A 24,662-nucleotide genomic window follows, 5' to 3' on the forward strand; every position below is an offset into this window, starting at 1 on the left:
AGCCTTAGCATATTCCGGACTCACCCCCCATTCCGAAACAAGAATGTCTGCCACTGCTTGGGTCGCATTTTCTGTGGTCACCCCTGCCAACAGGTTCTGGAACTCGTTGTTTTCCGCAATCAACAGTTCATAGACCTTACGGGCTTCGGGTGATGCAGAGTCCATCTGGTCACGGAGCTGTTCAGTCTTGGCTTGTGCCTCGGCAACCTGCTTAGAGATAACCGGACAGCTTGCTGGGTTCTGAGCACAGCTAACTAGTGCCTCCTGCGTCTGTTGTTCGCTTAACTTATGGTATGTGGTATAGGCCTCGTCTATGCATTTACTGTCACTGCACCCCTGCAACTGGTTGGCCGCTCGCTCGAGATCGGAATGATTCAAGTAGTTGTATTGGGTGGCGTTGGCGGCGATGTCTGCCGCGATGCGCGGATCGCTGCCTGAAACCACCGCTGTGAGCACACCAAGCAACTGCGACATCGCCAACAGGTTGGCTTTATCCTGCTCGCCTCCCGGTCGATTTGGGTCATAGCCCTCAGGTAGCACCAAGTCCGCCAAGTATTGTACGAGCGCTTCGTTGGCGCCTCCTGCCAAGGCTCCCGTTTTAAAATCGCCGCCCATGGCCATCGACTTCAAACCACCGACCAAGGCATGGGCGGCGACTTTGGTCGGGCTGCCTTCAGCCAATTTCAGATTGCCAATTTTATTGGCGGCAACCGCCCCGCCAATATCAATAACGGCACCCAACAGGTTGTTAACAAAGTTATCGCCCAGACTGCCACCTTGGATGGCGGTTTGGACCAAGGTGTCCGCCCCTGTCTTCAGGACAACTTGCCCTGCACTATCCCAGTTGAATCCTAACTTGGTCGGATCGTAGCCGAGGCTGTTTCCAATGCCCCCCAGCATCCCTGAAACCACATAGCCTTTGAGGCTTTCGCTGCTGGTGGTGTCTTTTAGAACTGCGCCCAAATCACCTTTGTTGCTAATGGCGCTGTTCACTGCGTTGGTTTCCACGGCGATCAGAACAGCATTGGCGAAACCTGCCGAGAAGGTCCCTCCGGCGGCACCAATCAGGCCTGCGCCAGCGCCACCCGTGACCACCGCCAGCGCGATTGCCAAGACCATTTGAGCGGCGACCCCAAGCCCCGAGTTTGAATACTTGAAGCTTTGGTGAATTTCTTCCACACGACGCCAATCAACATCGCCTCGCTTTTCAGCCTCCTTCAACCAGGCCAGTTCAGGGTCGGCCTTTACCATTGCATCAATGGTTTGGCTGACGGTTTTCTGATCAATGCGCTTGATATCAATATTCAAGCCATCGACCGCTTCGATGACTAATTCGCCCTTAGCCACCAACTGGCTCTGGCGCAAGGTCTCGTCCGTGTGGCCTTTGCCCTTCATGGAATTCCAGGCCATGCTGGAACTGCTCTTCGTATGACTTTCCTGACTCAGGTCCTTCACACCTTCGAAAGTGATCGAACCACCACTTTGTACTGTCAGGTCATTCCCACTGTTCAACTTCGCAGCCTGATACCGCTGGTCATCCCCACTAACCAACGTCAAATCGCCCCCCGCAGTGATTTCACTCCCCACGTTCGTGACCTTCGTCACTTCATCACGCTTGGTCTGCTTTTTCCCCCAGCTACCTTTTTTCTTCTTGTCGTACAGCGAATAGTCACTGTCCTGTGCCGCCAGCACGTCGAGATTCTCACCCGCCACCAGATAAGCCTCGTCCCCGGCGCTGATGCGGCTGGAAATGATGGCCATGTCTTTTCCGGCCCCCATCGTCACTTCACCGCCAGCGGTGATGGCGCTGCCGATCTGTTTGACGTGATCTTCCTGGATGGTGACTTTTTTCGTTTTGGAATAAGAGTGGGTTTCGTCGGCCGCGGAGGAGATGGTCATATTCTCCCCGGCGGTCAGTGCGACGTTGCGCTCGGCCCCGAGTTGGCTGGCGATGGCGTTGAGATCCCGGCCAGCGTTCACGACCAGGTCACGGCCTGCTTGGGCGCTGGAGCCGAACTGCGTCACCGCGCTTTTGCGGACACCATTGTTGCTGGCACTTTCCTGTTGGGCTGAGACGATGATCGCGTCCCGGCCGGCATCGATCGTGGTGTCGCGCCCACTGACCATGACGCTGCCGACGCTCTTGATATCGCGTCCGGCGCCCATGTCCAGGTCATTGGCGGCCTCGATACGGGCGGCGCTGTCCATGAAGTCCTGTCGCCGATTGCCGTTCGCGGTGGTCACGGTACGTTCGTTGACGACGTCTCCCATCACCGCCTTGATGCTGACGTCACGCCCGGCGAGGATCCCACCGGCCTGGTTGGCGATGTTGTTGACCGCCAACAGGTCCAGACGATTACCGGCCTGGATCAAGCCACTGTTGACCAGGTCGTTGCCTGCGGTCGCCGACAGGTTGTTGGAGGCGCGCAGGGTGCCGACGTTATCGAGGTTTTGGCCGGCGATCAGCGTCACGTCATTACCGGCGATCAGCGCACCGGTAGGCCCGAGGCGGCCTTCGGCCTGGGCCAGGTACAACACCGGCACCAGGACTTTTTCGCCGTTCACTTCGTGCTCTTCGAGCCAGACGATGTCGTGGGTCAGCGCGGCGACTTGTTCCGAAGTCAGCGTCACGCCCACCGCCAGGCCGAGCTCCTGCTTGCTGGCGATGGCGTTGTTCATCAGGTACTTGAACAAGCCTTCGTCGCTGGTCTGGCCGTCGATGAAACGCTGGCCGGTGCGGGCAACGACCGCTTGTTGGATCAAGCGCTGTTCGTAGAGACCATCGCCCAGGCGTTTGGCGCTTTGGTCCGGGTCGTAGCCGAGGTTTTGCAGCAGGTAGTCCGAGCTCATGAACGACTTGAGGTCGGTGAGTACGGGGTTGGTCTCGATCAGGTACTTCTGCGGATTGGACTTGAAGGAAGTCTCCGGTACACCTTGAACGCGCACGACCGCCTGGCCGGCAGCTGGCGTATCCACCGCATTGCCCACCTGTGGGACGACCTGTGCCGTTGGGAGCAGGTTGGTACCCGTGACATTCACGGCGGCCACTTGAGTCCCGATGCCAACGCCGCTGTTGCGACTTGGCATTGGCAGCGAGTGGCTGCCTTCCACGGGCGCACTGACGTTAAGCGTACTGGCGCTCACGTTGCTGTCGTTGGCTTGACGAGTGATCAGGGCCAGTTGCCGATCACTGGTGCCCACCGCCGCGATAGCACCGACCTGGACATCACGGGCTTGAGCATCAGGCAGGTCTTGTTGGCGCTGGCGGGTGCTGATCGAGGCGCTGCCCATGCTCCAGTTTTGCGAGCCGGTGCTGGCCTGGGTGGCCTGTTGAGCCGAACCACCTTGGCCGCTCAAGCGGAACAGACCGTTTTGCCCGGAGGGCAAGGCGAAACCAGGAAGGCTCAGCGGGTTTACCTGCTGCTGGGCGCGATCAGGTGGCAGCTGATTGTTGATTCTTACGACCGTGGTGCCGGTTCCGCTTGCCTGGGTGTCCGCCACTTTATTGGTACCACCACTGGCGGTGTAGTCCTCATGGATGACGCTGTTCTGCAGGTCTTTGGTTGCGGTGATCGAGACGTTACCGCCGGCCTGGATGACGGCGTTACGGCTGCCGACTGTACTTGCGGCGCCGGAACTGTCTTTGGCGATTTCGATGTCACTAAGAAGGTTGTACTGATCCAGATTTGGCATCTGAAGCAGGTTGTTCGGGTCGTACTGGGATTGCGTGGTGTTCTCGAAACCGTAGCTGAGCCCAGACAGTACTAGGTTGTAGTCTCCACGTGTTTTGACAGCGGCCCCTGTATCGACATCTGTAAGAGTCACCACGGAAAGCGTTTCACCGTCTCGCCCCCCTTCCCTGTAGCGAGTCGATTTGGGGATGGCCTTGTGAATATTCCCGTCCAGGTCAAGGTAATAGACATACGGGAAATCAGGATTATTGCGCTGGTTGTAAGGAGTCAGGACGTTAGCGAAAAACCGCCCGGTACCGCCGTCGCTCATACCTGCGACTTGATACATGCGCGTGCGCTCGATGGTTCCGTTCTGCGCGCCGATGTTCTGTACGTTGTCGGCCACGATGTTGATATTGCCGCCAGCGCTCACCGTACTTTTACTGTTGAGAAAGCTGCTGCCTTGGAACACGAAATCCTTGCCGGCCGTCAGCAGCGACGAGGCACTGGTGTCGTTGTCAACACTTTCAAAGACCTCACGGGCCGCCAGCGTGAAGGTGTAATAGTCCCCTTTGCAGTCATTACATATATTGGCGATAAACCCCGAAATCAGCTTGCGCCCACCAGACGCCACCGCGCCCTCGGTACGGTTCTGGAACCCATCGGCGTTGATCGTGAATGTGCCGCCGCTCTCCATTGAGCCGGAGACGTTGTTCACGCTGGCGGCTCGTGCGGCGGCGCCATAGCCACCGATCACCACATTACCCAACCCGTAGAGATCACCGCTCTGGTTGGTGAAATTGCTCACGCCCAGCGTCATGTCCGCACCGCTGAATACCAACCCGCGGTCATTGAGCAGCGAAGGAGTTTTCAGTACGAGGTTCCGGGCCGAACCCAGGGTTCCGGAATTGACGAGGTTCCCGGCCTGGACGGTCAGGTTTGCGCTGGAGGTCAGACGCCCGGCATTGGTCAGTTGTCCACCGATCTTTACCGTGGTGTCGCCACCGCCAGCGATGCTGGAAGTCACGCCCAAATTCAGTTGCGCTGCGGTCAGGTCGATACCACCGAGGCTCGACATCCGTCCGCTGCCTCCGTAGCTTCCCCCCAACACCAGACTGATCGAACCATCACTGGCAATCAGCCCATCATTACTCCAATTTTCCCCATTCCCCTCCAGGCTGGTAGAAGCCAGCAACTGCCCAGTCCCGGTCTGTGTCAGGTTGTCCACATTGACGGTCAGTCGCCCGGCCTGGATGACGCTGCTGTTGGTCCAGTTTTTGGCAGTCAGCGTCAACCCGCCACGGGTGACGAGGCTGCCGCCGGCGTTGGTGAGGTTGGCGGTGGAGATATCAAAGTCGCCGCTGCCCACATGCAACAGACTGCCGCCCAGGTTCTGGAAGTTGGTGGCGTTGAGGATCAGGCCATTGTTGGCGGTCTCCAGCGTGCCATTGCGGTTATCGAACAGGCCGCCAATCTGAAAGTTGGTCGTACCGCTCCCACCCAAGGCACGCAACTGCCCGGTCTGGTTATCCAGGCTCGCGGCCTTGATCGCCAGGGTGCTGTCACTCTCGATAATCCCCTGGCGGTTGTTCAACGCGCCGGTGAGGTCCAGGTCGATCTGGCTGCCGGCGATCTGGCCGTCGTTGTCGCCACTGTTGTCGAAATCGTTGGCGCTGACGTTGACCTTGCCTTTGGCATAGAGGCCGCCGTTGCGGTTGTCGAAATTGCCGGTGGTGACGGTGGCATCGCCGGTCTGTGCGGAGATACGCCCGCCGTAGTTGTCGAGGCCGCCGCGTGCGGTCAGGTTCAGGCGCTGGGCCTGGGTGATGCCGCCCTGGCGGTTGTTGTTCAGGTCGTAGCCGTTTTTCAGCACGCCGGTCAGTTGGGTAGTGAGCATCCCTTGCAGGCTGGCGAGCACGCCGCCACGGTTATCGAAATGGCGACCCGTTGCGCTCACATCGCCGGCCTTGGCTTGGATTCGACCGCTCTGGTTATCGATGTCCGTATCGACAGTGAGTTTCAACCCTCCTTGGCTTTGCACCACACCCTTGCCGTTGGTAAGGCTGGCCGCGTCGATTTCCACGCCGCCGTTCTGGCTGTAGATCAAGCCATCGGCATCATTCTGGACGGCGCCGGAGGTATTCAGGACCAACAAATCATTGGCCGCGACGGTGCCGCGATTGCGGTTGTCCAAGCCACTGGTGAGCAAGGTCAACAGGCCTTGGCTGGCGATCTGGCCGCCCTGATTGTTGATCTGCGTGGCGCGCTCGACCCGCAGCGGGCCGGCGCTGGCGAGCTTGCCATTGGTGTTGGTCAGGGCGCCGAGTAAATCCAGGGTCACGGCGGCATTACCGATCAGGTTGCCGCCGCTGTTGTCCAGGGAGGTACCGGTGAAGTTCAAGGCTTTTTGTGCGTTGACAGTACCGCTGACGTTGCCCAGGGTCATGGCGTTCATGACCAGAATGGCGCCGCTGTCGATCAAGCCGCCTTGGGCGTTGTTCAGCAAACCGCCAGTGACGGTCAGGGTCTGGTCGCCACCGCTGGACAGAATCCCGCCCCGGTTATCCAGGCTGGTGGCGCTGACAGTGAGTTTTTTCTGGCCGACCAGGGCACCGGCAGCGCTGTTGAGCAGTGCCCCGCCGAGGGTGACGCCGACGTCTCCATTGCGGCTGGAGAGCGTGCCGTTGTTGCGGTTGTCGAGATTGGAGCCGTTGACCTGCAGCCCTTGCCATCCAGAGATCAAGCCGTTCTGGTTGACCAGGCTATCGCCATCAAGGCTCAGGTTCTGACTGCTGATCAGCTTGCCGCCGCTGTTATCGATCGTCTGGCCGCTGAGGTTGAAGCTCTGGCTGCTGGAGATTTCGCCACCCTGGTTATCAAGGTTGCGCAGGCCGTTGACGGTCAGCAAACCTTTGGCGGTGATCAGGCCGTTGCGATTGTTCAGGTCATGACCGCCGAGGTTCAGCGTCACGGCTTGTTCACCCAATAGACGTCCACCGTTTTGGTTGAGCGCGGCCAGGGTCAGGTTCAGATCGCCTTTGGCCGACACTTCGCCGCCGTCGCTGGAGTCCAGCGAATCGGCGCCGAGGGTGAGTCTGGATTGGGCATTGATCAGGCCGTTGGCGCTGTTGTTCAGGGCCATGGCGTTGAGGACCAATGCACCGCCCGCCAGCACGCTGCCACCCTGGTTGTTCAAATTGCCGCTGTTGAGTGTCAGCAACTGCGCAGCGCTGATCAGGCCTTGGGCCTGGTTGTCTAATTGTTGGCCAACCGTCAGGTCGAGCTTGCCACGACTGGTCAGGGTGCCGCCGTTGTTGTTCAGGCTTTGCGCAACGGTATCGACGCTGGCCGCGCCGATCAGGCCTTTGACGTTGTTGAGCGCCTGGACGACGCGTAAGGTCAGGCCTTGGTTGCTGAGCAACCGGCCACCGTCGTTGTTGAGGTTTTGCGCCGTCAGAGTGAAGGCTTGAGCACTGGAAATTTCACCGCCCTGGTTGTTCACGCCGTTGAGGTTTTTCAGCTGCAGCGTGCCGGGGGCGTTGATCAGGCCGTTCTGGTTGTTGAGCTGGCCGTTGTTCATGTCCAGGCTCAGCGAGGTGTTGCTGAACAGCTGGCCGCCCTGTTGATCCAGGCCGGAAACCGAGGCAGTCAACGCGCCCTGGCTGCCGATGCGGCCGCCGTCCTGGTTGGTGACCTGGGCCGCATTGAGGTTCAGCGTGCTGCCGCTGTTGAGGCGTCCGTTCTGGCTGTTGTCGAACGCGCCGGTGGTGACGTTGACCGCGCCTTTGCCGCTGATACTGCCTTGCTGACGGTTGTCTAGGGCCGTGCTGCTGAGCGACAACGCGCCGTCGGTCACCAGTTCGCCGCCCTGGTTGTCGAGGCGGCCCAGGCTTTTAACGGTGAGGTTCGTCGCGCTGGACAAGCTGCCGCCGCTGTTGGTCAGGTTGGCGGCGCTGACGTCCAGGGTGCCTTCGCTGCTGATTTGACCCTGGGTGTTGATCAGGTCGCCACTGAGGTCGATGCGCTGGTTCTGCTGGCTGACCAGATAGCCGCCGCTGTTGTCCAGCGAACCGCCCTCAAGGCTCAATTGCGTCTTGGCACTGAGCAGACCCTTGTTGCGGTTGATCAGTTTATCTACGGTGAGCTTCAGCGCCTGCCCAGCGAATACCTGGCCGCTGTCGCTGTTGTCGAGGTTTTTGCTCACCAGTGCGACGCCGGTGTTACCGCTCAGCTCGCCGCCACGGTTGTCGAGGTCGTCAACGTTGATATCCAGCGCTTTTGTAGCACCGATCAAACCGGCCTGGCGGTTGTCCAGGCTCGACGCTTGCAACGTCAGGTCCGTGGTGCTGACCAGCGTACCTTGACGGTTATCCAGCGCGGTGACGGTAGCGTTGAGCCCGGCTTTGCCGGCGATGTTGGCGGCACGGTTGTCCAGGCGATCAGCGTTCAACGTCAGCGCGCCGTCGGCGATCAGCGAACCGCGCTGGTTGTCGAGCAGCGTATCTACGTTCAAATCGAGCTGATCGCGACTGCTGATCAAGCCATCGCTGTTATCCAGGCTGGCGCTGTGGCTGTCCACGGACGCGGCCGAGATGATCCCTTTGGCGTTGTTCAGGGCCTGGGCTGTCCTCAGGACCAGGCCTTGGTTGCTGAGCAGTTTGCCGCCGCTGTTATCGAGATTCCGCGCCGCCAGGGTGAATGCTAGCCGGCTGGAAATTTCACCACCCTGGTTGTTGACGTCCTTGAGGTTGCTCAGCAGCAACAGGCCCGGGGCGTTGATCAGGCCGCCCTGGTTGTTCAACTGGCCCTGGTTCATGTCCAGGCTGACGCTGGTGTTGCTGAACAACTCTCCTTGCTGTTGATCCAGCCCGGTGACAGATGCAGTCAGAGCCTGACTGCTGGCGATACGGCCGGCGGCGTTGTTCACCTGAGCGGCGGTGAGCTTGAGGGTGTTGCCCGAGGTCAGGCGCCCGCCCTGGCTGTTGTTGAGAGCGCCGGTGCTGACTTGGGTGGCGGCGCTGCCCGAGACCAGGCCTTTCTGACTATTGTCCAGGCTGGCGCTTTTGAGGCTCAGGCCAGCGTCGGTGCTGATGGAGCCGCCCTGGTTGATCAGCCCACCCTGGCTGACGATGGACAACGCGCCGGCGCTGCCGAGGCTGCCGGCGGTGTTATCGAGGCTGCCGGCGTTGACGGTCAGTTCACCTTCGCTGCTGATCAGGCCTGTGTTATTCAACAATGCGTTGTCGAGTGTGATCACCAAAGCATTCAGGCTACTGAGTGCGCCACCGCTGTTGTCCAGCGTATTGCCCGTGAGCGTGAGGCGGCCTTGGGCGTGGATCAGGCCCTTGGTCTGGTTGATCAGTTGCGCAACTTTCAATTCAAGCGCGCTGCCAGCAATCAGTTTGCCGCCGTCGCTGTTGTCCAGGCGTTGAGCGCCAACCTTGACGTCCAGCCCTGCGGACAGTTCGCCCGCCTGGTTATCGATCTGCTCAACCTGCAAATCCAGCGCTTTTGTGGTGCCGACCAAGCCACCGTTGCGGTTATCCAGAACGCTGCCGGTCAGGCTCAGGTTGCCTTGTGAGACCAGCGCGCCGCCCTGCTGTTGCAGGGTATCGATCAGCGCAGTGAGGTCGGTTTGGCTGGAGATGCGGCCAAGGGCGTTTTGCACCTCATTGGCCTTCAAGTTCAACGGGCCGACGCTGCTCAGCAGGCCGCCGCGGTTGTCCAGCCGCGTGACTTCGACACCGACGCCGGCCTTGCCGGTGATGATCCCGTTGCTGCGGTTGTCCAGTTGCGCGACCGTCAGTTGCAACGCTTTGTCGGCGCGGATGTTGCCGCCACGGTTGTCGAGGGAATCGCTGCGCACGGTCAGCAGGTCGACCCCGGTGAGACGACCGCCACGGTTGTCGAGGCTACCGGTTTGCAGGTCTAGTGCGCCCTTGGCGATCACTTCGCCCTGGCTCTGGTTGTCCAGCAGGCCGCTGATGCGTGCGCTCAGGCTGCCGTCACTGATCACCTGACCGGCGTTGCCGTTGTTCAGGCTCGCGGCCTGGATGTCCACGACCTTGCCCGAACCGAGCACGCCCTCGCGGTTGTCCAGCGCGCCGCCCAGGCTGATGTTCAAGGCGTTATCGCCCAGTACCTGACCGTTGCGGTTGTTCAGGGTCATCGCGTTGAGCCGGGTCAGGCCGGCGCTGGAAATTTCGCCTTCCAGGTTGGTCAACGTTGCGTCGACGTTCACGCTCAGGTCGGCGTCGCTGCTCAAGGTGCCGCTGCTGTTGTCCAGGCTGGCGGCGCGCACGGCAAGGCCATTGGCCGAGACCAATCCTTGGGCGTTGTTCAACGCCTGGGCGATGGTCAGGTTGAGGCCCTGCTTGCTGACGACCTTGCCAGCGCTGTTGTCCAGGCTGTTTGCATTCAGGCTGAAGGCTTTGTCGCTGGAGATCTCACCCTCGCGGTTGTTCACGGCGGCGAGGTTGTTCAACAACAGCGCGCCGGGGGTGCTGATCAGCCCGCCCTGGTTGTTCAATTGCCCATGGTTGAGGTCGAGGGAAAGGCTGGTGTTGCTGACCAATTGGCCATTCTGTTGCTCCAGCCCGGTGACGCTGGCATTCAGGGCCTTGGCACTGGCGATGCGACCGGAGGTGTTGTTCACCTGACCGGCCTTCAGCAACAGCGTGTCACCGCCGATCAGGCTGCCACCCAGGTTGTTCAGGGTCGCGGCGCTGTCGATGCTCAACGCACCGATGCTGGTCAGTTGGCCCGCATCGTTAGTGATCCCGGCGGCTTTGACACTGGCGGTGGCGTCACTTTTGAGGCTGCCTTGGGCGTTGAGCAGTTGCCCGCGCAGGTCCAGGTTCATCCCTCGCTGGGCATACAGCGACCCCTGGCGGTTGTCGAGTTGGCCGGCGTTGACCGCCAGGACGCCTCGGGTCGAGATCAATCCGAGGCTTTGGTTGGTCAGGCGTTCGAGCGTCAGGCGCAGATCACCGTAGGCAATTACTTTGCCGCTGTTGCTGTTGTCCAGCTCGGTGCCGGCCAGCGCCAGGACACCCTGGCTCGACAGCTCACCGCCGCGGTTATCCAACTTGCCTACATTGAGGCTGGCGGCCTGGGTTGTGGTGACAACGCCGCTCTGACGGTTGTCCAGGCTCGCCGCGTTGAGGGTCAGCAGTCCGGCCGAGGACAGCAATCCCGCCTGATTCAGCAATTGCGCCGAAATGCGGGCGGTGAGCGCACCGTCACTGAGCAAACGGCCTGCGGTGTTATCCAGCGACGCAGCGCTGAGCTGTACGCTCTTGCTTGAAGTGAGCCGGCCGCTGCGGTTGTTCACTTGGCCGCTGGCGTTGATATCCAACCCCTGCCCTGCCGCGACCAGACCCGCTACGTTGTCCAGCGAAGCAACGCGCAACGTAACGCCGCTCAAGCCGGTGAATTCGCCACTGGTGTTATTCAACTGCCCGACATTGGCCGTCAGGTTGCCGTTGCTGCTGACCGTGCCCTGGGTGTTGAGCAGCGTGTTGGCGGTGACGTTCAGCGTATTGCTGCTGAGCACCCGTCCTTTACTTTGATTGTCCAGGGTCGCGGCGTTGACCGTGGCGGTCTGCCCGGCGCTCAGCGTCCCACCCTTGTTGCTCAGCGTCTGCGCAACGTCGACTGTGAGGTTACGGCTGGCAACGACGCTCTTACCGTTGTTACTCAGACTCTGCGCCTCCAGGCTCACATCCCCCGCCGCATTACGGGTGTTATTCGCATTGACCCCGGCCTCAATAATGCCGTTGTTGGTCAGTTGCCCACCCGCGCTCAGGGTGATGCTGTCCCGCGCCGCAAGACTCTGCTGGTTGCTCAGGTTGCCCTGGGTCTGGGCCTTCAATGTGGTGCCGGCGTAAACCGGTCCTTGGGCATCAAGGCTCGCGGCTTTGACGTTGACCGCGCCGGTGGCCGAGGTCTGCGCCAGGCTCAGGTGGCCGTTGGCATCCAACTGAATATCCCCGCCACTGGCAATCAACTGCCCGTCCAGCTTCACCCCGACACCGGCCTCGGTGCCCACCAGCTTGATCGCGCCGGCGTACATCCCGCCCAGAGCCGAGGAGTCGATCGCCAACTGCGGCTTGGCGCTGCCGTCGTTGGCGCGGGCTGTAGCGCTCAAAGTGTCAGCGTCGACATCATTGCGGCCGGCAACAATCGTCAGGTTTTTCGCCTGGATCTCAGCGTTGATCTTGGCGCTGCGAGTGATGATTTCGAAACTGTCGACGTTGTTGGCGTTGAGGCCCGCGCCTTCGATGGCGACACTGCCCTGATCGACCTGATAGCGGCTCACCTGGCCGTTCTCGATGATTGGCTTGCCAGTGGTCAGGGTCGCCTTTGGGGTATTGATGAAGCCGCAGCCGTTGCAGGTAATGCCGTAGGGGTTGGCCACGATCACACGGGCCGATTGCCCGGCCACTTCGGTGTAGCCGCGCAACTGGCTGGGGTTGCCGCCGTTGACTTCATTGAGGATGGTGGTGGCGGCCGTGCCGTTGAGGTTCGGGTTGCCGATAATGATCCCGCCCAGTTGCGTGGACTGGGTGCGGGCGGTGGCGTTGTTGAGGATCACGCCGTTGCTGCCGACGTTGTAGTCCGTGAACTGGTTGTGCGACAGGCCATTGCCGTTGGGCTTGGCGATATTGACGATGGGCACGCCGTTGCCTGCCCGGTCCAGGCCGGTGCCCGGGGCGCTGACGACGATGCCATCGGCCTGGGCCCACATCGGCTGCCAAAACATGACGTTGGCCAACAGGAACGCCAGGCCACGCTTGGGCATGCCCCAGAAGCGGTCACGGGCTTGCAGGGCTGCGGAAGGTTGGCGGGCCAGGAAGGCGTGTTGGCGGTCGTCCATGTTCAGGTCTCGTTGCAGCAAAATTTAGAGGAGTACGTCCACGCGGAAGTAGATCGGCGCTTCGCGCTCGGTCAGGGCATCCGGGCGTTCCAGGGAGTGGGCGAAGGTGACGCTGGCGCTCAGGTGCTCACCACGGGCGAACAGCTCCAGCGAGTTGCTCGACATGCGCCCGTGCTGGCCGCCGTTGTAGCGGTCGCCGCGAATCACGCCCTGGTCATAGCCGAGGCTGGTGCCGTATTCGGCGAACACCGGGCGCAGCCACTCCAGCGCTACCGGGCGGCTCCAGCGCAGGTCGTTGCGCCAGTAGCCGCCGCTGTCGCCGGACAGTGATTGGTCCTTGTAGCCACGGATCGATGATTGCCCGCCCAGGCTCATGCGCTGCGGGCTGAACAGCACGTCTTCGCTGCGCTGGCCGGTCATCAGGCTGCTGAAGCTGAAGGACTCGTCCCACAACTTGAAAGGCTGCAGGTAGCTGGCGGTGGCGGTGTACTTGCGATAGCGCGCATCCGGTACGCCAGGGCCCGGGTCGTGATCGCCCTGGGCGTCCAAGGCACCGATGCCCTCCTGCATGCCCAGGTCGAGGTTGACGAAAGCACTGCCGACTCGCCGTCCGTGGTTGATCCCGAACTGCGCCTCGCTGATGCGATTGCTGCTCTCGCGAAGCTTGCTGCCTTCGATGAAGTTGTTGGTACGCAGGTACGAAAGGCCGGTGTTGAGGGAAGTCTTGCTCAGCGCATCGCGATGGATCACCCGCTCGACCCGCAACTGATGGTTCTGGCTGTCGCCGGTCTGTTTGAAGTTGAAACCGTTGGCCGGGATCTGCGAGCGGTATTCGCTCTGGCTGTAGGTGTAGCTGACGTTCCACCAACCCCAGGGCAGGTTGTAATAAAGCATGGCGTTGTTGGAGGTGTGCTGGTGGTCGGTCATCCCATCGTGACCGCCGCGCAACATCAACTGGTCGGCCAGGCCCAGCGGGCTGTCCCACTCGAAACTGCTGCCCCACTGCTGCTCGCCGGTGCTGCGCTGACCGTCGTTGCTGCGCGACAGACCGGCGCGCCAGGGCTTTTTCGGCTCGTTGGTGACATTTACTTCACTGCCACCGACTTCCTGGCCGGGGGTCAGCTCCATTTTGGCCTGGTTCGACGGCAGGCGATTGAGCTGATCCACCATCTGCTCGATCTCCCGCAGGTTGACCAGGTCACCGGCCTTGCCGGGAAAAGCCATCGCCAGTTCACGCTCCGATAGCTTGCTGTTCTCGGCCCCCTTCAGGCCTTCGAGTCGCCCTTCCACCACCAGCACGCTCAGATTTCCACCGGACAGGTCCTGCTGCGGCAGATAGGCACGGCTGGTGACCAGCCCCTTTTCGATGTAGTGGTCGGTGATGACTTTGAGCAGTTCGTTAAGCTGCGGCACACCCAGGCATTGGCCGATGTAGGGCTTGAGCAGATGCTCACGCTCGCTGGTGGAAAGACTGTTGGCGCCTTTGAGTTCGATGGTCTTGATGGGGAAGCAACGGGTATCGACAGGTGCGGTCGGCTGGGCCGGCTTCGCCTCCTGGCCGGGCAGGTCCTTGAGTTCCTCCAAGCGACGACGCTGCTCTTCGAGCAAACGGTTCTGGCGCTCGCGGATCAGGTCCGTGTCGCCTGGAGTGGGGGCGGCGTGAGCCAGGGTCAGCGGAGAAAGGCACAGCAAAGCCACGCACAACCTCGCCCAAAAGACGGGTGAGGACATGTTCGATCCCTCGAGTGAAAAGTGACATCAAAATAGTGGCGCGATATTAGTTAGCCATCATTTTGACGTCAACTATTTGCCTGAGTTTTGAGGCTACTATTGGATCCGTTCGTCTGAAATCAGACCCCTCTCGTGCGCCGGTATGAAAGATCCGGTACGGGGCTGGAAATCTCCTACGAAACGAACACACAGGCCCTCACAGCCTCTAGCAAATGAACTTTCCGACCAACGCCGGCCTCAACCCATTACCTGCCCAATAAGGAATACGAGGCCCACCCCATGAAGACTTTCCTGAAACTGACCCTCGCCACCGCCCTGGCCTGCGCCCTGCCCGCCTGGGCCACTTGCACGCCAGAGGAAGCGACCACCAAGCGTGAACAACTGGCGCAGGAAGTGACCAAGCTCACCGAGCAGAACCCGGCCAAGGCCAAGGAAATCAATGATGAGTTGCAGGCCATGGACCTGGAGACTGCCAGCAAGGATGTGCCGGATAAGTGCCAGTTGATCGATAAACGTCTGCAAGAGTTGAAGCAAGCAGAGAAGAAGGCTGGGTGATTAGCCACAGCCGAGCACAGCCTGCTTTTGTGGCGAGGGTACATTCGTGGGAGCAAGGCTTGCCCGCGATGAAGGCGATGCGGTCTTTCAGAAATCGAGGCGTCTGTGTCGCGAGCAAGCTTTGCTCCCACAAATCCCCCTCGCCACAGGGGTCTGCGCCAAGCTTGGATTTTAGTTTCACCCATAAAAAAACCGGACCCAAGGTCCGGTTTTTCATGAAGCACTACCGCGGCTTCACTCAGCCGCAGGCGCTTCCGGCTTGCGGCGCTTGAGCGGGGCCATGCCGTCCTTGCTGACCAGCGACGGGGCGTCGGTCTTCGGGCGGTTGGCGGTCTTGCGCTTGGTCGGGGCCTTGGCGCCGGTTTTCTTCTTGTCGCCCTTGGCGTCGACCTTTTTCTTCTTCACGCCAACGGCCTTGCCCGAGGCCTTGACCTTTTTCGGTCCGCCGTAGGTGCCTTTGACTTCCTTGATGGTGCGGCGCTCGAAGCTCTGCTTGAGGTAGCGCTCGATGCTCGACATCAGGTTCCAGTCGCCATGGCAGATCAGCGAGATCGCCAGGCCATCGTTACCGGCGCGGCCGGTGCGACCGATGCGGTGCACGTACTCGTCGCCGCTGCGAGGCATGTCGAAGTTGATGACCATGTCCAGGCCATCCACGTCCAGGCCGCGGGCAGCGACGTCGGTGGCGACGAGGATTTTCACGCCGCCCTGCTTGAGGCGGTCGATGGCCAGCTTGCGGTCCTTCTGGTCTTTCTCGCCGTGCAGCACGAACGCCTTGTATTCCTGGGCCACCAGGCGACCGTAGATGCGGTCGGCCATGGCCCGGGTGTTGGTGAACACGATGGCTTTTTCGTAGGTCTCGTTGGCCAGCAACCAGTTGACGATCTGTTCTTTGTGCTGGTTGTGGTCGGCGGTGATGATCTGCTGGCGGGTGGTGGAGTTCAGCTGGCTGACCGCGTTGAGCTGCAAGTGCTCGGGGTTGTTCAGCACCTTGGCGATCATCTCGCGCAAGCCCGAACCGCCGGTGGTGGCGGAGAACAGCATGGTCTGCTGGCGATTGACGCATTCGTCCACCAGGCGCTGCACGTCTTCGGCAAAGCCCATGTCCAGCATGCGATCGGCCTCGTCCAGCACCAGCACTTCGACTTCCTTGAGGTCGAGGTTGCCAGCGTTCAACTGCTCGATCATCCGCCCCGGCGTGCCGATCAGGATGTCCGGCACCTTGCGCAACATCGCGGCCTGGACCTTGAAATCTTCGCCGCCGGTGATCAGGCCGGACTTGATGAAGGTGAATTGCGAGAAACGCTCCACTTCCTTCAAGGTCTGCTGGGCCAGTTCGCGGGTCGGCAGCAGGATCAGGGTCTTGATGCTGACGCGGACCTTGGCCGGGCCGATCAGGCGGTTGAGGATCGGCAGCACGAACGCGGCGGTCTTGCCGCTGCCGGTCTGCGCCGTCACCCGCAGGTCACGCCCCTGGAGCGCGAGCGGAATAGCCGCTGCCTGCACCGGCGTTGGCTCGACAAATTTAAGCTCGGCCACGGCTTTGAGCAGGCGTTCGTGCAGGGCGAATTGGGAAAACACGGGTGCTACCTCGAAGAAATGCAAAAAAACAGCTGCATAGGGTAACGGTTTCGAGCGCGAAGGCCGAGTTTCTTTATACAAACGGCGGTAAATCAGTGCATTTTTATAAGCCGATTTGTCATCAACGGTCACTTGACCGGGCTTAAATGCTCTAATCGTCCCGTCGCGTCTTTATAGAAGAACCGTTTCGTCCATGGACATCAAACAACTCTGGGTCAACATCCAAGACCTCTGGGGTGCCCTTGACCAGCACCCGCTCCTGCACTCCAGCCTCGCCCTGATGTTGCTGCTGGTCATCGCCCTGGTGCTGGGACGGGTGGCGCGCTACCTGATCCTGCACGCGGCCAAACTGCTCGGGCGCCAACCGGCCCTGCACTGGGTCAACGACCTGCGCCAGAACAAGGTCTTCCATCGCCTGGCGCAGATGACGCCGTCACTGATCATCCAGTTCGGCCTGCACCTGGTGCCGGAACTGAGCAAGACCAGCATGATTTTCCTGGGCAACGTCGCCCTGGCGTTCACCATCCTGTTCATGGTGCTGAGCCTCAGTGCCCTGCTCAGCGCCCTGCTGGACGTGTACGCTCGCACCGAACATGCGCGTACTCGCTCGATCAAGGGCTACGTGCAACTGACGAAGATGGTGCTGTATGTGTTTGGCGCGATCATCATCGTCGCCACGCTGATCGACCGTTCGCCGCTGTTGCTGCTGTCGGGCCTGGGTGCGATGTCGGCGGTGATCCTGTTGGTCTACAAGGACACCCTGCTGTCATTCGTTGCCAGCGTGCAATTGACCAGCAATGACATGCTGCGGGTCGGCGACTGGATCGAGATGCCCCAGGTTGGCGCCGACGGTGATGTGGTGGATATCACGCTGCACACGGTCAAGGTGCAGAACTTCGACAAGACCATCGTCTCGATCCCGACCTGGCGGCTGATGTCCGAGTCGTTCAAGAACTGGCGCGGCATGCAGCAGTCCGGCGGACGACGGATCAAGCGCAGCCTGTTCATCGACGCCAGCGGCGTGCGCTTCCTGCATGACGAGGAAGAACAGCGCCTGACCCAGGTGCGCCTGCTGACCGACTACATCGGCCGCAAGCAGGCCGAGCTCAAGGCCTGGAACGAAGCCCAGGGCAACGTCGCGGCCATGTCGGCCAACCGTCGACGGATGACCAACCTGGGCACCTTCCGCGCCTACGCCCTGGCCTATTTGAAGAGCCACCCGGAGATCCAGCCGAACATGACCTGCATGGTCCGGCAGATGCAGACCACCGCCCAGGGCATCCCGCTGGAAATCTACTGCTTCACCCGCACCACGGCGTGGGCGGATTACGAGCGCATCCAGGGGGATATTTTCGATTACCTGCTGGCGGTGATGCCGGAGTTCGGGTTGAACCTGTACCAGCAGCCCAGCGGCATGGACTTGCGTTCGGGGTTGTTGCCGGCGGTGCTAGGGGCGAGCCACCTGCCGGAGCCGCAGAAGCAGGTGATCTGAAACCACCACAGATCCCCTGTGGGAGCGAGCTTGCTCGCGATGACGGTGTATCAGAAACATAGATGCTGACTGACACTCCGCCATCGCGAGCAAGCTCGCTCCCACAAGGGGATCAGGGTGAAGGCTGAGGCTGGCGGATCCCCAACCGACTGATCCACACCGCCGCCAATATCACCGACCCACCCAGTAGCAGCCGCCCCAACGCCTCGTGCTGGTTCCAGATCAGCAGGTTCACCAGCAGCCCCACCGGCACGTGCAGGTTGTTCATCACCGCCAGCGTCCCGCCGTTGACCAGGCAGGCGCCTTTGTTCCACCAGTACAACCCCAGCGCGGTGGAAACCAGGCCGAGGAACACCAGCACGCCCCATTGCAACGGTGCTTCTGGCCAGAAATTGGCCTTGCCGAACAGCAGGAATGCCGGCAACGCCACCATCAACGCACCGAGATAGAAATAGCCGAAACGCCGGTAGTGCGGCAGGTCGCTCGGGTGACGGGCCACCAGGTGTTTGTAGAGCACCTGCCCGGCTGCGTAGGTGAAGTTGGCCAGCTGCAGCAGCAAGAAGCCCATGAAGAAATCCGGGTTGATCCGGTCGTAGCGAATCACCGCCGCACCGGCCACGGCCACCAGCGCCGCGATCAACGCCCAGGGATTGAAGCGGCGGTTCAGCGCATCCTCGATCAAGGTCACGTGCAGCGGCGTCAGGATGGTGAACAGCAGCACCTCGGGCACCGTCAATACTCGGAAGCTCAGGTACAGGCAGACGTAGGTCACGCCGAACTGCAAGGCACCGATCAACAGCATGCCGCGCATGAACGACGGCTCCACCTGACGCCAGCGGGTCAGCGGAATGAACACCAGCCCGGCCAACAGGACCCGTACCAGTACAGCGAAGTAACTGTCCACATGTCCGGCCAGGTACTCGCCGATCAGGCTGAAGGAAAATGCCTGGATCAATGTCACAAAAAGTAGATAGCCCATACGCCCCTCGTTTCGGATGGCGGCGAAGATAGCGGTTTTGAGCTTTGGGGGCGAGTTCACTCGCTCCCACATGGGGCGGAGTGGTGAGCACAGTCTCGCGGTCACCGCCAAACCCTGTGGGAGCTGAGCTTGCTCGCGATGGCGGTGCATCAGAGACATGGCGGCTGACTGATACTCCGCTATCGCGAGCAAGCTCGCTCCCACAGGATCATTCAGCGGCCAGTAAATCGCGGGCAAAAAAAAGCCCGATCTCGCTAAAGCGTTCAATCGGGCTGATGCACTCAGGAGCAATAAGTGCAAAGGGAGGTTCGATGCGCAAAACGGTTTGAAGGGAAGCGCCAGGTCACTAGACCACCTGGCGATTACCCGAGGATTAACGGATCAGGCGACCTGGGACAATTTGGCGTTGGCCTGATTCAAACCCTTTTCCTGGAAGTCGCCACCCAGATTCATGCCTTCGGCATGGATGAAGGTCACATCGTGGATGCCGATGAAGCCCATGACTTGGCGCAGGTAGGGTTCCTGATGGTCGGTGCTGCCACCGGCGTGAATGCCACCCCGGGCGGTGAGCACGAAGGCGCGCTTGTCGGCCAGCAGGCCTTGGGGACCGGTGGGGGTGTATTTGAACGTCACGCCGGCACGCAGCACATGGTCGAGCCACGCCTTCAAAGTGCTGGGAATGGCGAAGTTGTACATCGGTGCAGCCATCACCAGGACGTCGGCGGCCAGCAGCTCATCGGTCAGTTGGTTCGAGCGTTCCAGCGAGGCGTTTTCAATGTCGTTGCGCTGCTCGACAGGCTTCATCCAGCCGCCCAGCAGATTGGCATCCAGGTGCGGCACCGGGTTGATGGCCAGGTCGCGGACGGTGATGTCGTCGGCCGGGTGCGCAGCTTTCCACTGGCTGATGAAGGTCTGGGTCAGTTGACGGGAAACCGAGTCTTGCTGGCGGGCACTGCTTTCGATGATCAGAACGCGGGACATGGCTTGTAGGCTCCATCTGAGAATGTTGTCAGTCGATGGAGTGAAGGTTAAACGTGACCATATCGATGAAAAAGCGCAAATAACTGCTGTAATGCATCGATATTTTCGTTTATAAGCGGAGCAGGCACGATCACCTGCCCCGCTGCCGGCTATTTCGGCTGACAGGTCAGCTTGATGCGCAGCTTGATGATGTTGCGGTTGAACTTGGCCGTGGCGTTCTTGAACTTGCCGGCGGCGACTTCGATCTTGCGGGTGCGCGGTGCCTCGGGACCGTTGTTGAACACCACGGTGCAGGCCGCGTCGGTGCTGCCGTAGTTGTTGACCTGGATAGAGCCGATGTCGGCATCGGTGTCATAGGCGGTGTAGTCGATGCTCAGGCCGTTGAGGTGTTTTTCCACATCGATCGGGTAGGCAAACGCAGTCAGTGGCAGCAAGGCCAGCACCACACAACAGATTTTCTTCATTCGGCAGTCTCCACCAAGGGACCGCCAGCTTAGGACAAGAGGAGCCCGATATGAAAGCGCCCCGCGTGACCCTGGATCAATGGCGCACCTTGCAGGCGGTGGTCGACCACGGCGGTTTCGCCCAGGCCGCCGAAGTGCTGCATCGCTCCCAGTCATCCGTGAGCTACACCGTGGCCCGCATGCAGGACCAACTCGGTGTGCCGTTGCTGCGCATCGATGGACGCAAGGCCGTGTTGACCGAAGCCGGCGGGGTGCTGCTGCGCCGCTCGCGGCAACTGGTGAAACAGGCCAGCCAACTGGAAGACCTGGCCCACCACATGGAGCAAGGCTGGGAAGCGGAAGTGCGCCTGGTGGTCGACGCGGCCTACCCCAACGCCCGCCTCGTTCGCGCCTTGACCGCGTTCATGCCGCAAAGCCGTGGCTGCCGGGTGCGGCTGCGCGAAGAAGTGTTGTCGGGTGTCGAAGAAGTGCTGCTCGAAGGCGTGGCCGACCTGGCCATCAGCGGCTTCAGCATTCCCGGTTACCTGGGTGCGGAATTGAGCGACGTGGAGTTCATCGCGGTGGCCCATCCCGAGCATGCCCTGCACCGCCTCAATCGCGAGCTGAGCTTCCAGGACCTGGAAAGCCAGTTGCAAGTGGTCATCCGCGACTCCGGCCGCCAGCAGCCTCGCGACGTCGGTTGGCTCGGCGCCGAACAGCGCTGGACCGTGGGCAGCCTGGCCACCGCCGCGAGTTTTGTCGGCAGCGGCCTGGGCTTCGCCTGGCTGCCCCGGCACATGATCGAACGGGAACTCAAGGAAGGCGTGCTCAAGCGTCTACCCTTGGAACAGGGAGGCAGCCGCAACTCGACCTTCTATCTTTTCTCGAACAAGGAAAAACCCCTGGGCCCGGCCACGCAAATCCTGATCGAATTGCTGCGCACCTTCGACACCGCGCCGCTGGATGCGCCGTTCGCCGCCCCTGAACAAGCCTGACAAGGATTTCGCCGATGGCCTATTTTGCACACGAAGGATGCGACCTGCACTACGAGGAATACGGCCACGGCACGCCCTTGGTGCTGGTCCATGGGCTGGGCTCCAGCACCCGCGACTGGGAAAAGCAGATCCCGGCATTGTCCGCCCGCTACCGCCTGATCGTGATGGATGTACGCGGTCATGGCCGTTCCGACAAACCCCGCGAGCGCTACAGCATCGCCAGTTTCAGTGCCGACCTGAGCGCCCTGATCGATCACCTGGACCTGGGCCCGGTGCATTTGGTGGGCTGGTCCATGGGCGGCATGATCTGTTTCCAATTGGCGGTGGATGAGCCCGAACGGGTCAGGAGCCTGTGCATCGTCAACAGTGCTCCCGAAGTCAAAGTCCGCACGCCCGATGATTGCTGGCAATGGTTCAAGCGCTGGAGCCTGATGCGCCTGCTCAGCCTGGAAACCATCGGCAAGGCCCTGGGCGCCAAGCTGTTTCCCAAGCCCGAGCAAACCGAGTTACGCCTGGAAATGGCCCGGCGCTGGGCAAAGAACGACAAACGTGCTTATCTCGCCAGCTTCGATGCAATCGTGGGGTGGGGCGTTCAGGAACGACTTTCACAGGTCGCCTGTCCAACCCTCGTCATCTGCGCCGACCACGACTACACCCCGGTGGCGCTGAAAGAAGCCTATGTAAAGCGGCTGCCCAATGCACGTCTGGTGGTCATCGCCGATTCACGGCACGCTACCCCGCTGGATCAACCCGAACGCTTCAACCAAACCCTGCTCGACTTTTTGACCGCAACCGATTCCACCACTCAGGATCTCTGACCCCATGCTGAAAAAAATCGCCCTCGCCGCCGGCACCGTATTGTTTGCCGCCAACCTGATGGCCGCCACGCCCGCCAAGGCCCCCCATGTATTGCTGGAAACCACCAACGGCCAGATCGAAATCGAACTGGACCCGGTCAAGGCCCCCATCAGTACCAAGAACTTCCTTGAGTACGTGGACAGTGGTTTCTACAACAACACGATTTTCCACCGCGTGATCCCGGGCTTCATGGCCCAGGGCGGCGGCTTTACCGCACAGATGCAACAGAAAGACACCAAGGCACCGATCAAGAACGAAGCCAGCAATGGCCTGCACAACGTTCGCGGCACCTTGTCGATGGCGCGCACGTCCAACCCGGACTCGGCCACCAGCCAGTTCTTCATCAACGTGGCCGACAACGCCTTCCTCGATCCGGGCCGTGACGCCGGCTACGCAGTGTTCGCCAAGGTGGTCAAGGGCATGGACGTGGTGGACATCATCGTCAACTCCCAGACCACCACCAAGCAAGGCATGCAAAACGTGCCGATCGACCCTGTGCTCATCAAGTCGGCCAAGCGCATCGACTGAAGCGGCACACGGCAAGCCTGGGCGGCGCGGTCATCCCGCACCGCCCATTAGCAAAAAGGAGAGCCCCTGCCAGGGCATTTACAGATGGTTTTTCGCCGCTTCGAAACACTGATCGACATCTTCCGCGACGCCCCGAGCTCGGCCCCGCCGAACCGCGTCCTGCCCTTCTACACCTATTATCTGAAACAGGTCTGGCCCAGCTTCGTGGTGCTGCTGGTGGTGGGCCTGATCGGCGCGCTGATCGAAGTGGCGCTGTTCAGCTACCTGAGCCGCATCATCGACCTGACCCAAGGCACGCCCAATGTGGACTTCTTCAAGGTCCATGGCCTGGAGCTGGCCTGGATGGCCGTGGTGGCGCTGGTCTTCCGGCCGATCTTCGTGGCCCTGCATGACCTGCTGGTGCACCAGACCCTGAGCCCCGGCATGACCAGCCTGATCCGCTGGCAGAACCACAGCTACGTGCTCAAGCAGAGCCTGAATTTCTTCCAGAACGATTTCGCCGGGCGCATCGCCCAGCGCATCATGCAAACCGGCAACTCCCTGCGCGACTCGGCGGTCCAGGCAGTGGATGCCCTGTGGCACGTGCTGATCTACGCCGTCAGTTCCCTGGTGCTGTTCGCCGAAGCCGACTGGCGCCTGATGATCCCGCTGCTGATGTGGATTGCCGCCTACATTGGCGCACTCTGCTATTTCGTGCCACGGGTCAAGGAGCGCTCGGTGGTGTCGTCCGATGCCCGCTCCAAACTCATGGGACGGATCGTCGACGGCTACACCAACATCACCACCCTGAAGCTGTTCGCCCATACCAATTTCGAACAGCAATACGCCCGCGAAGCCATCCAGGAGCAGACCGAAAAAGCCCAGTTGGCTGGCCGCGTGGTGACCAGCATGGACGTGGTCATCACCAGCATGAACGGGCTGCTGATCGTCGGCACCACCGCGCTGGCCCTGTGGCTCTGGACCCAGTCGCTGATCAGCGTGGGCGCCATTGCCCTGGCGACCGGGCTGGTGATCCGCATCGTCAACATGTCCGGTTGGATCATGTGGGTGGTCAACGGCATCTTCGAAAACATCGGCATGGTCCAGGACGGCCTGCAGACCATCGCCCAGCCGGTCAGCGTCACCGACCGCGACCAGGCCAAGCCCCTGGCGGTGGCCCGGGGCGAAGTGCGTTTCGAGCATGTGGACTTCCACTATGGCAAGAAAAGCGGGGTCATCGGCGACCTCAACCTGACCATCGAGCCTGGCGAGAAAATCGGCCTGATCGGCCCGTCCGGCGCGGGTAAATCCACCTTGGTGAACCTGCTGCTGCGCCTCTATGACGTGCAAGGCGGGCACATCCTCATCGACGGCCAGGACATCGCCGAAGTCGGCCAGGAAAGCCTGCGCGAACGCATCGGCATGATCACCCAAGACACCTCGCTGCTGCATCGCTCGATTCGCGACAACCTGCTCTACGGCAAACCCGACGCCACCGATGCGCAACTCTGGGAAGCCGTGCACAAGGCCCGGGCCGATGAATTCATCCCATTGCTGTCGGACGCCGAAGGCCGCACCGGCTTCGATGCCCATGTGGGTGAGCGCGGGGTGAAACTGTCCGGCGGCCAGCGCCAGCGCATCGCTATCGCACGCGTGCTGCTCAAGGACGCACCGATTCTGATCATGGACGAAGCGACGTCAGCACTGGACTCGGAAGTCGAAGCCGCGATCCAGGAAAGCCTCGAGACCCTGATGCAAGGCAAGACGGTGATCGCCATCGCCCACCGCCTCTCCACCATCGCCCGGATGGACCGATTGGTGGTGCTGGAAAATGGCCGCATCGCCGAAACCGGCAGCCATACCGAATTGCTCGCCCACGGTGGGTTGTATGCGCGGCTGTGGCAGCATCAGACGGGTGGGTTCGTGGGGATCGATTGAATAGATCAAACAGTCCGCAGCACTGGGCTGTGGGAGCAAAGCTTGCTCGCGAA

At 61.0% G+C, this 24,662-nt stretch carries 12 protein-coding genes; 6 read left to right on the forward strand and 6 right to left on the reverse strand.

Features of this window, described 5'->3' with window-relative positions; translation table 11 throughout:
- Together J4E53_RS21390 and J4E53_RS21395 are read right to left on the reverse strand one after the other, a co-directional pair.
- Window positions 1-12,549: filamentous hemagglutinin N-terminal domain-containing protein (locus J4E53_RS21390; RefSeq protein WP_207268185.1), on the reverse strand; the 12,549-nt coding region annotated here is incomplete at its 3' end.
- A gap of 24 nt (window positions 12,550-12,573) precedes the next feature.
- Window positions 12,574-14,280, reverse strand: coding sequence for a ShlB/FhaC/HecB family hemolysin secretion/activation protein (locus J4E53_RS21395; protein ID WP_103309825.1), 1,707 nt, complete (start codon window positions 14,278-14,280; stop codon window positions 12,574-12,576).
- Between the two features lie 279 nt (window positions 14,281-14,559).
- Between J4E53_RS21395 and J4E53_RS21400 the strand changes: the two genes are divergently transcribed.
- The gene (locus tag J4E53_RS21400; protein ID WP_060738708.1) at window positions 14,560-14,835 is read left to right on the forward strand and encodes a hypothetical protein; all 276 of its coding nucleotides are present in this window, start codon (window positions 14,560-14,562) and stop codon (window positions 14,833-14,835) included.
- 234 nt (window positions 14,836-15,069) lie between these two features.
- Here J4E53_RS21400 and J4E53_RS21405 read toward each other — a convergent pair whose 3' ends face one another.
- Window positions 15,070-16,416, reverse strand: a complete 1,347-nt coding sequence (locus tag J4E53_RS21405) for a DEAD/DEAH box helicase (protein ID WP_060738709.1) — start codon at window positions 16,414-16,416, stop codon at window positions 15,070-15,072.
- Window positions 16,417-16,609: 193 nt separating this feature from the next.
- Here J4E53_RS21405 and J4E53_RS21410 point away from each other — a divergent pair, with 193 nt between their 5' ends.
- On the forward strand, window positions 16,610-17,908 hold the full coding sequence (locus J4E53_RS21410) for a mechanosensitive ion channel family protein (RefSeq protein ID WP_060738710.1): 1,299 nt from the start codon (window positions 16,610-16,612) through the stop codon (window positions 17,906-17,908).
- A 112-nt stretch (window positions 17,909-18,020) separates the two neighbouring features.
- On the opposite strand, the gene J4E53_RS21415 is transcribed toward J4E53_RS21410, so the two are convergent.
- From J4E53_RS21415 to J4E53_RS21425, 3 genes are all read right to left on the reverse strand, one after another.
- On the reverse strand, window positions 18,021-18,887 hold the full coding sequence (locus J4E53_RS21415) for a carboxylate/amino acid/amine transporter (RefSeq protein ID WP_103309823.1): 867 nt from the start codon (window positions 18,885-18,887) through the stop codon (window positions 18,021-18,023).
- A 381-nt stretch (window positions 18,888-19,268) separates the two neighbouring features.
- A complete protein-coding gene (locus J4E53_RS21420; protein ID WP_092204640.1) occupies window positions 19,269-19,868 on the reverse strand; it encodes an FMN-dependent NADH-azoreductase in 600 nt (199 codons plus the stop codon).
- Window positions 19,869-20,017: 149 nt separating this feature from the next.
- The gene (locus J4E53_RS21425; RefSeq protein ID WP_060738712.1) at window positions 20,018-20,332 is read right to left on the reverse strand and encodes a hypothetical protein; all 315 of its coding nucleotides are present in this window, start codon (window positions 20,330-20,332) and stop codon (window positions 20,018-20,020) included.
- Between the two features lie 50 nt (window positions 20,333-20,382).
- On the opposite strand from J4E53_RS21425, the gene J4E53_RS21430 reads away from it, so the two are divergent.
- The 4 genes from J4E53_RS21430 (at window position 20,383) to J4E53_RS21445 (ending at window position 24,609) form a co-directional block, all read left to right on the forward strand.
- Window positions 20,383-21,306, forward strand: coding sequence for a LysR family transcriptional regulator (locus J4E53_RS21430; protein ID WP_103309821.1), 924 nt, complete (start codon window positions 20,383-20,385; stop codon window positions 21,304-21,306).
- A gap of 14 nt (window positions 21,307-21,320) precedes the next feature.
- The gene (locus J4E53_RS21435) at window positions 21,321-22,124 is read left to right on the forward strand and encodes an alpha/beta fold hydrolase (protein WP_103309820.1); all 804 of its coding nucleotides are present in this window, start codon (window positions 21,321-21,323) and stop codon (window positions 22,122-22,124) included.
- 4 nt (window positions 22,125-22,128) lie between these two features.
- Entirely contained in the window at window positions 22,129-22,692 is a 564-nt protein-coding gene (locus J4E53_RS21440) for a peptidylprolyl isomerase (RefSeq protein ID WP_103309818.1), read from the forward strand.
- 84 nt (window positions 22,693-22,776) lie between these two features.
- Entirely contained in the window at window positions 22,777-24,609 is a 1,833-nt protein-coding gene (locus J4E53_RS21445; protein WP_060738716.1) for an ABC transporter ATP-binding protein, read from the forward strand.
- The last annotated feature ends 53 nt before the right edge of the window (window positions 24,610-24,662 follow it).

Source organism: Pseudomonas sp. FW305-28, assembly GCF_017351395.1.
Taxonomy (GTDB): Bacteria; Pseudomonadota; Gammaproteobacteria; order Pseudomonadales; family Pseudomonadaceae; genus Aquipseudomonas; species Aquipseudomonas fluorescens_AA.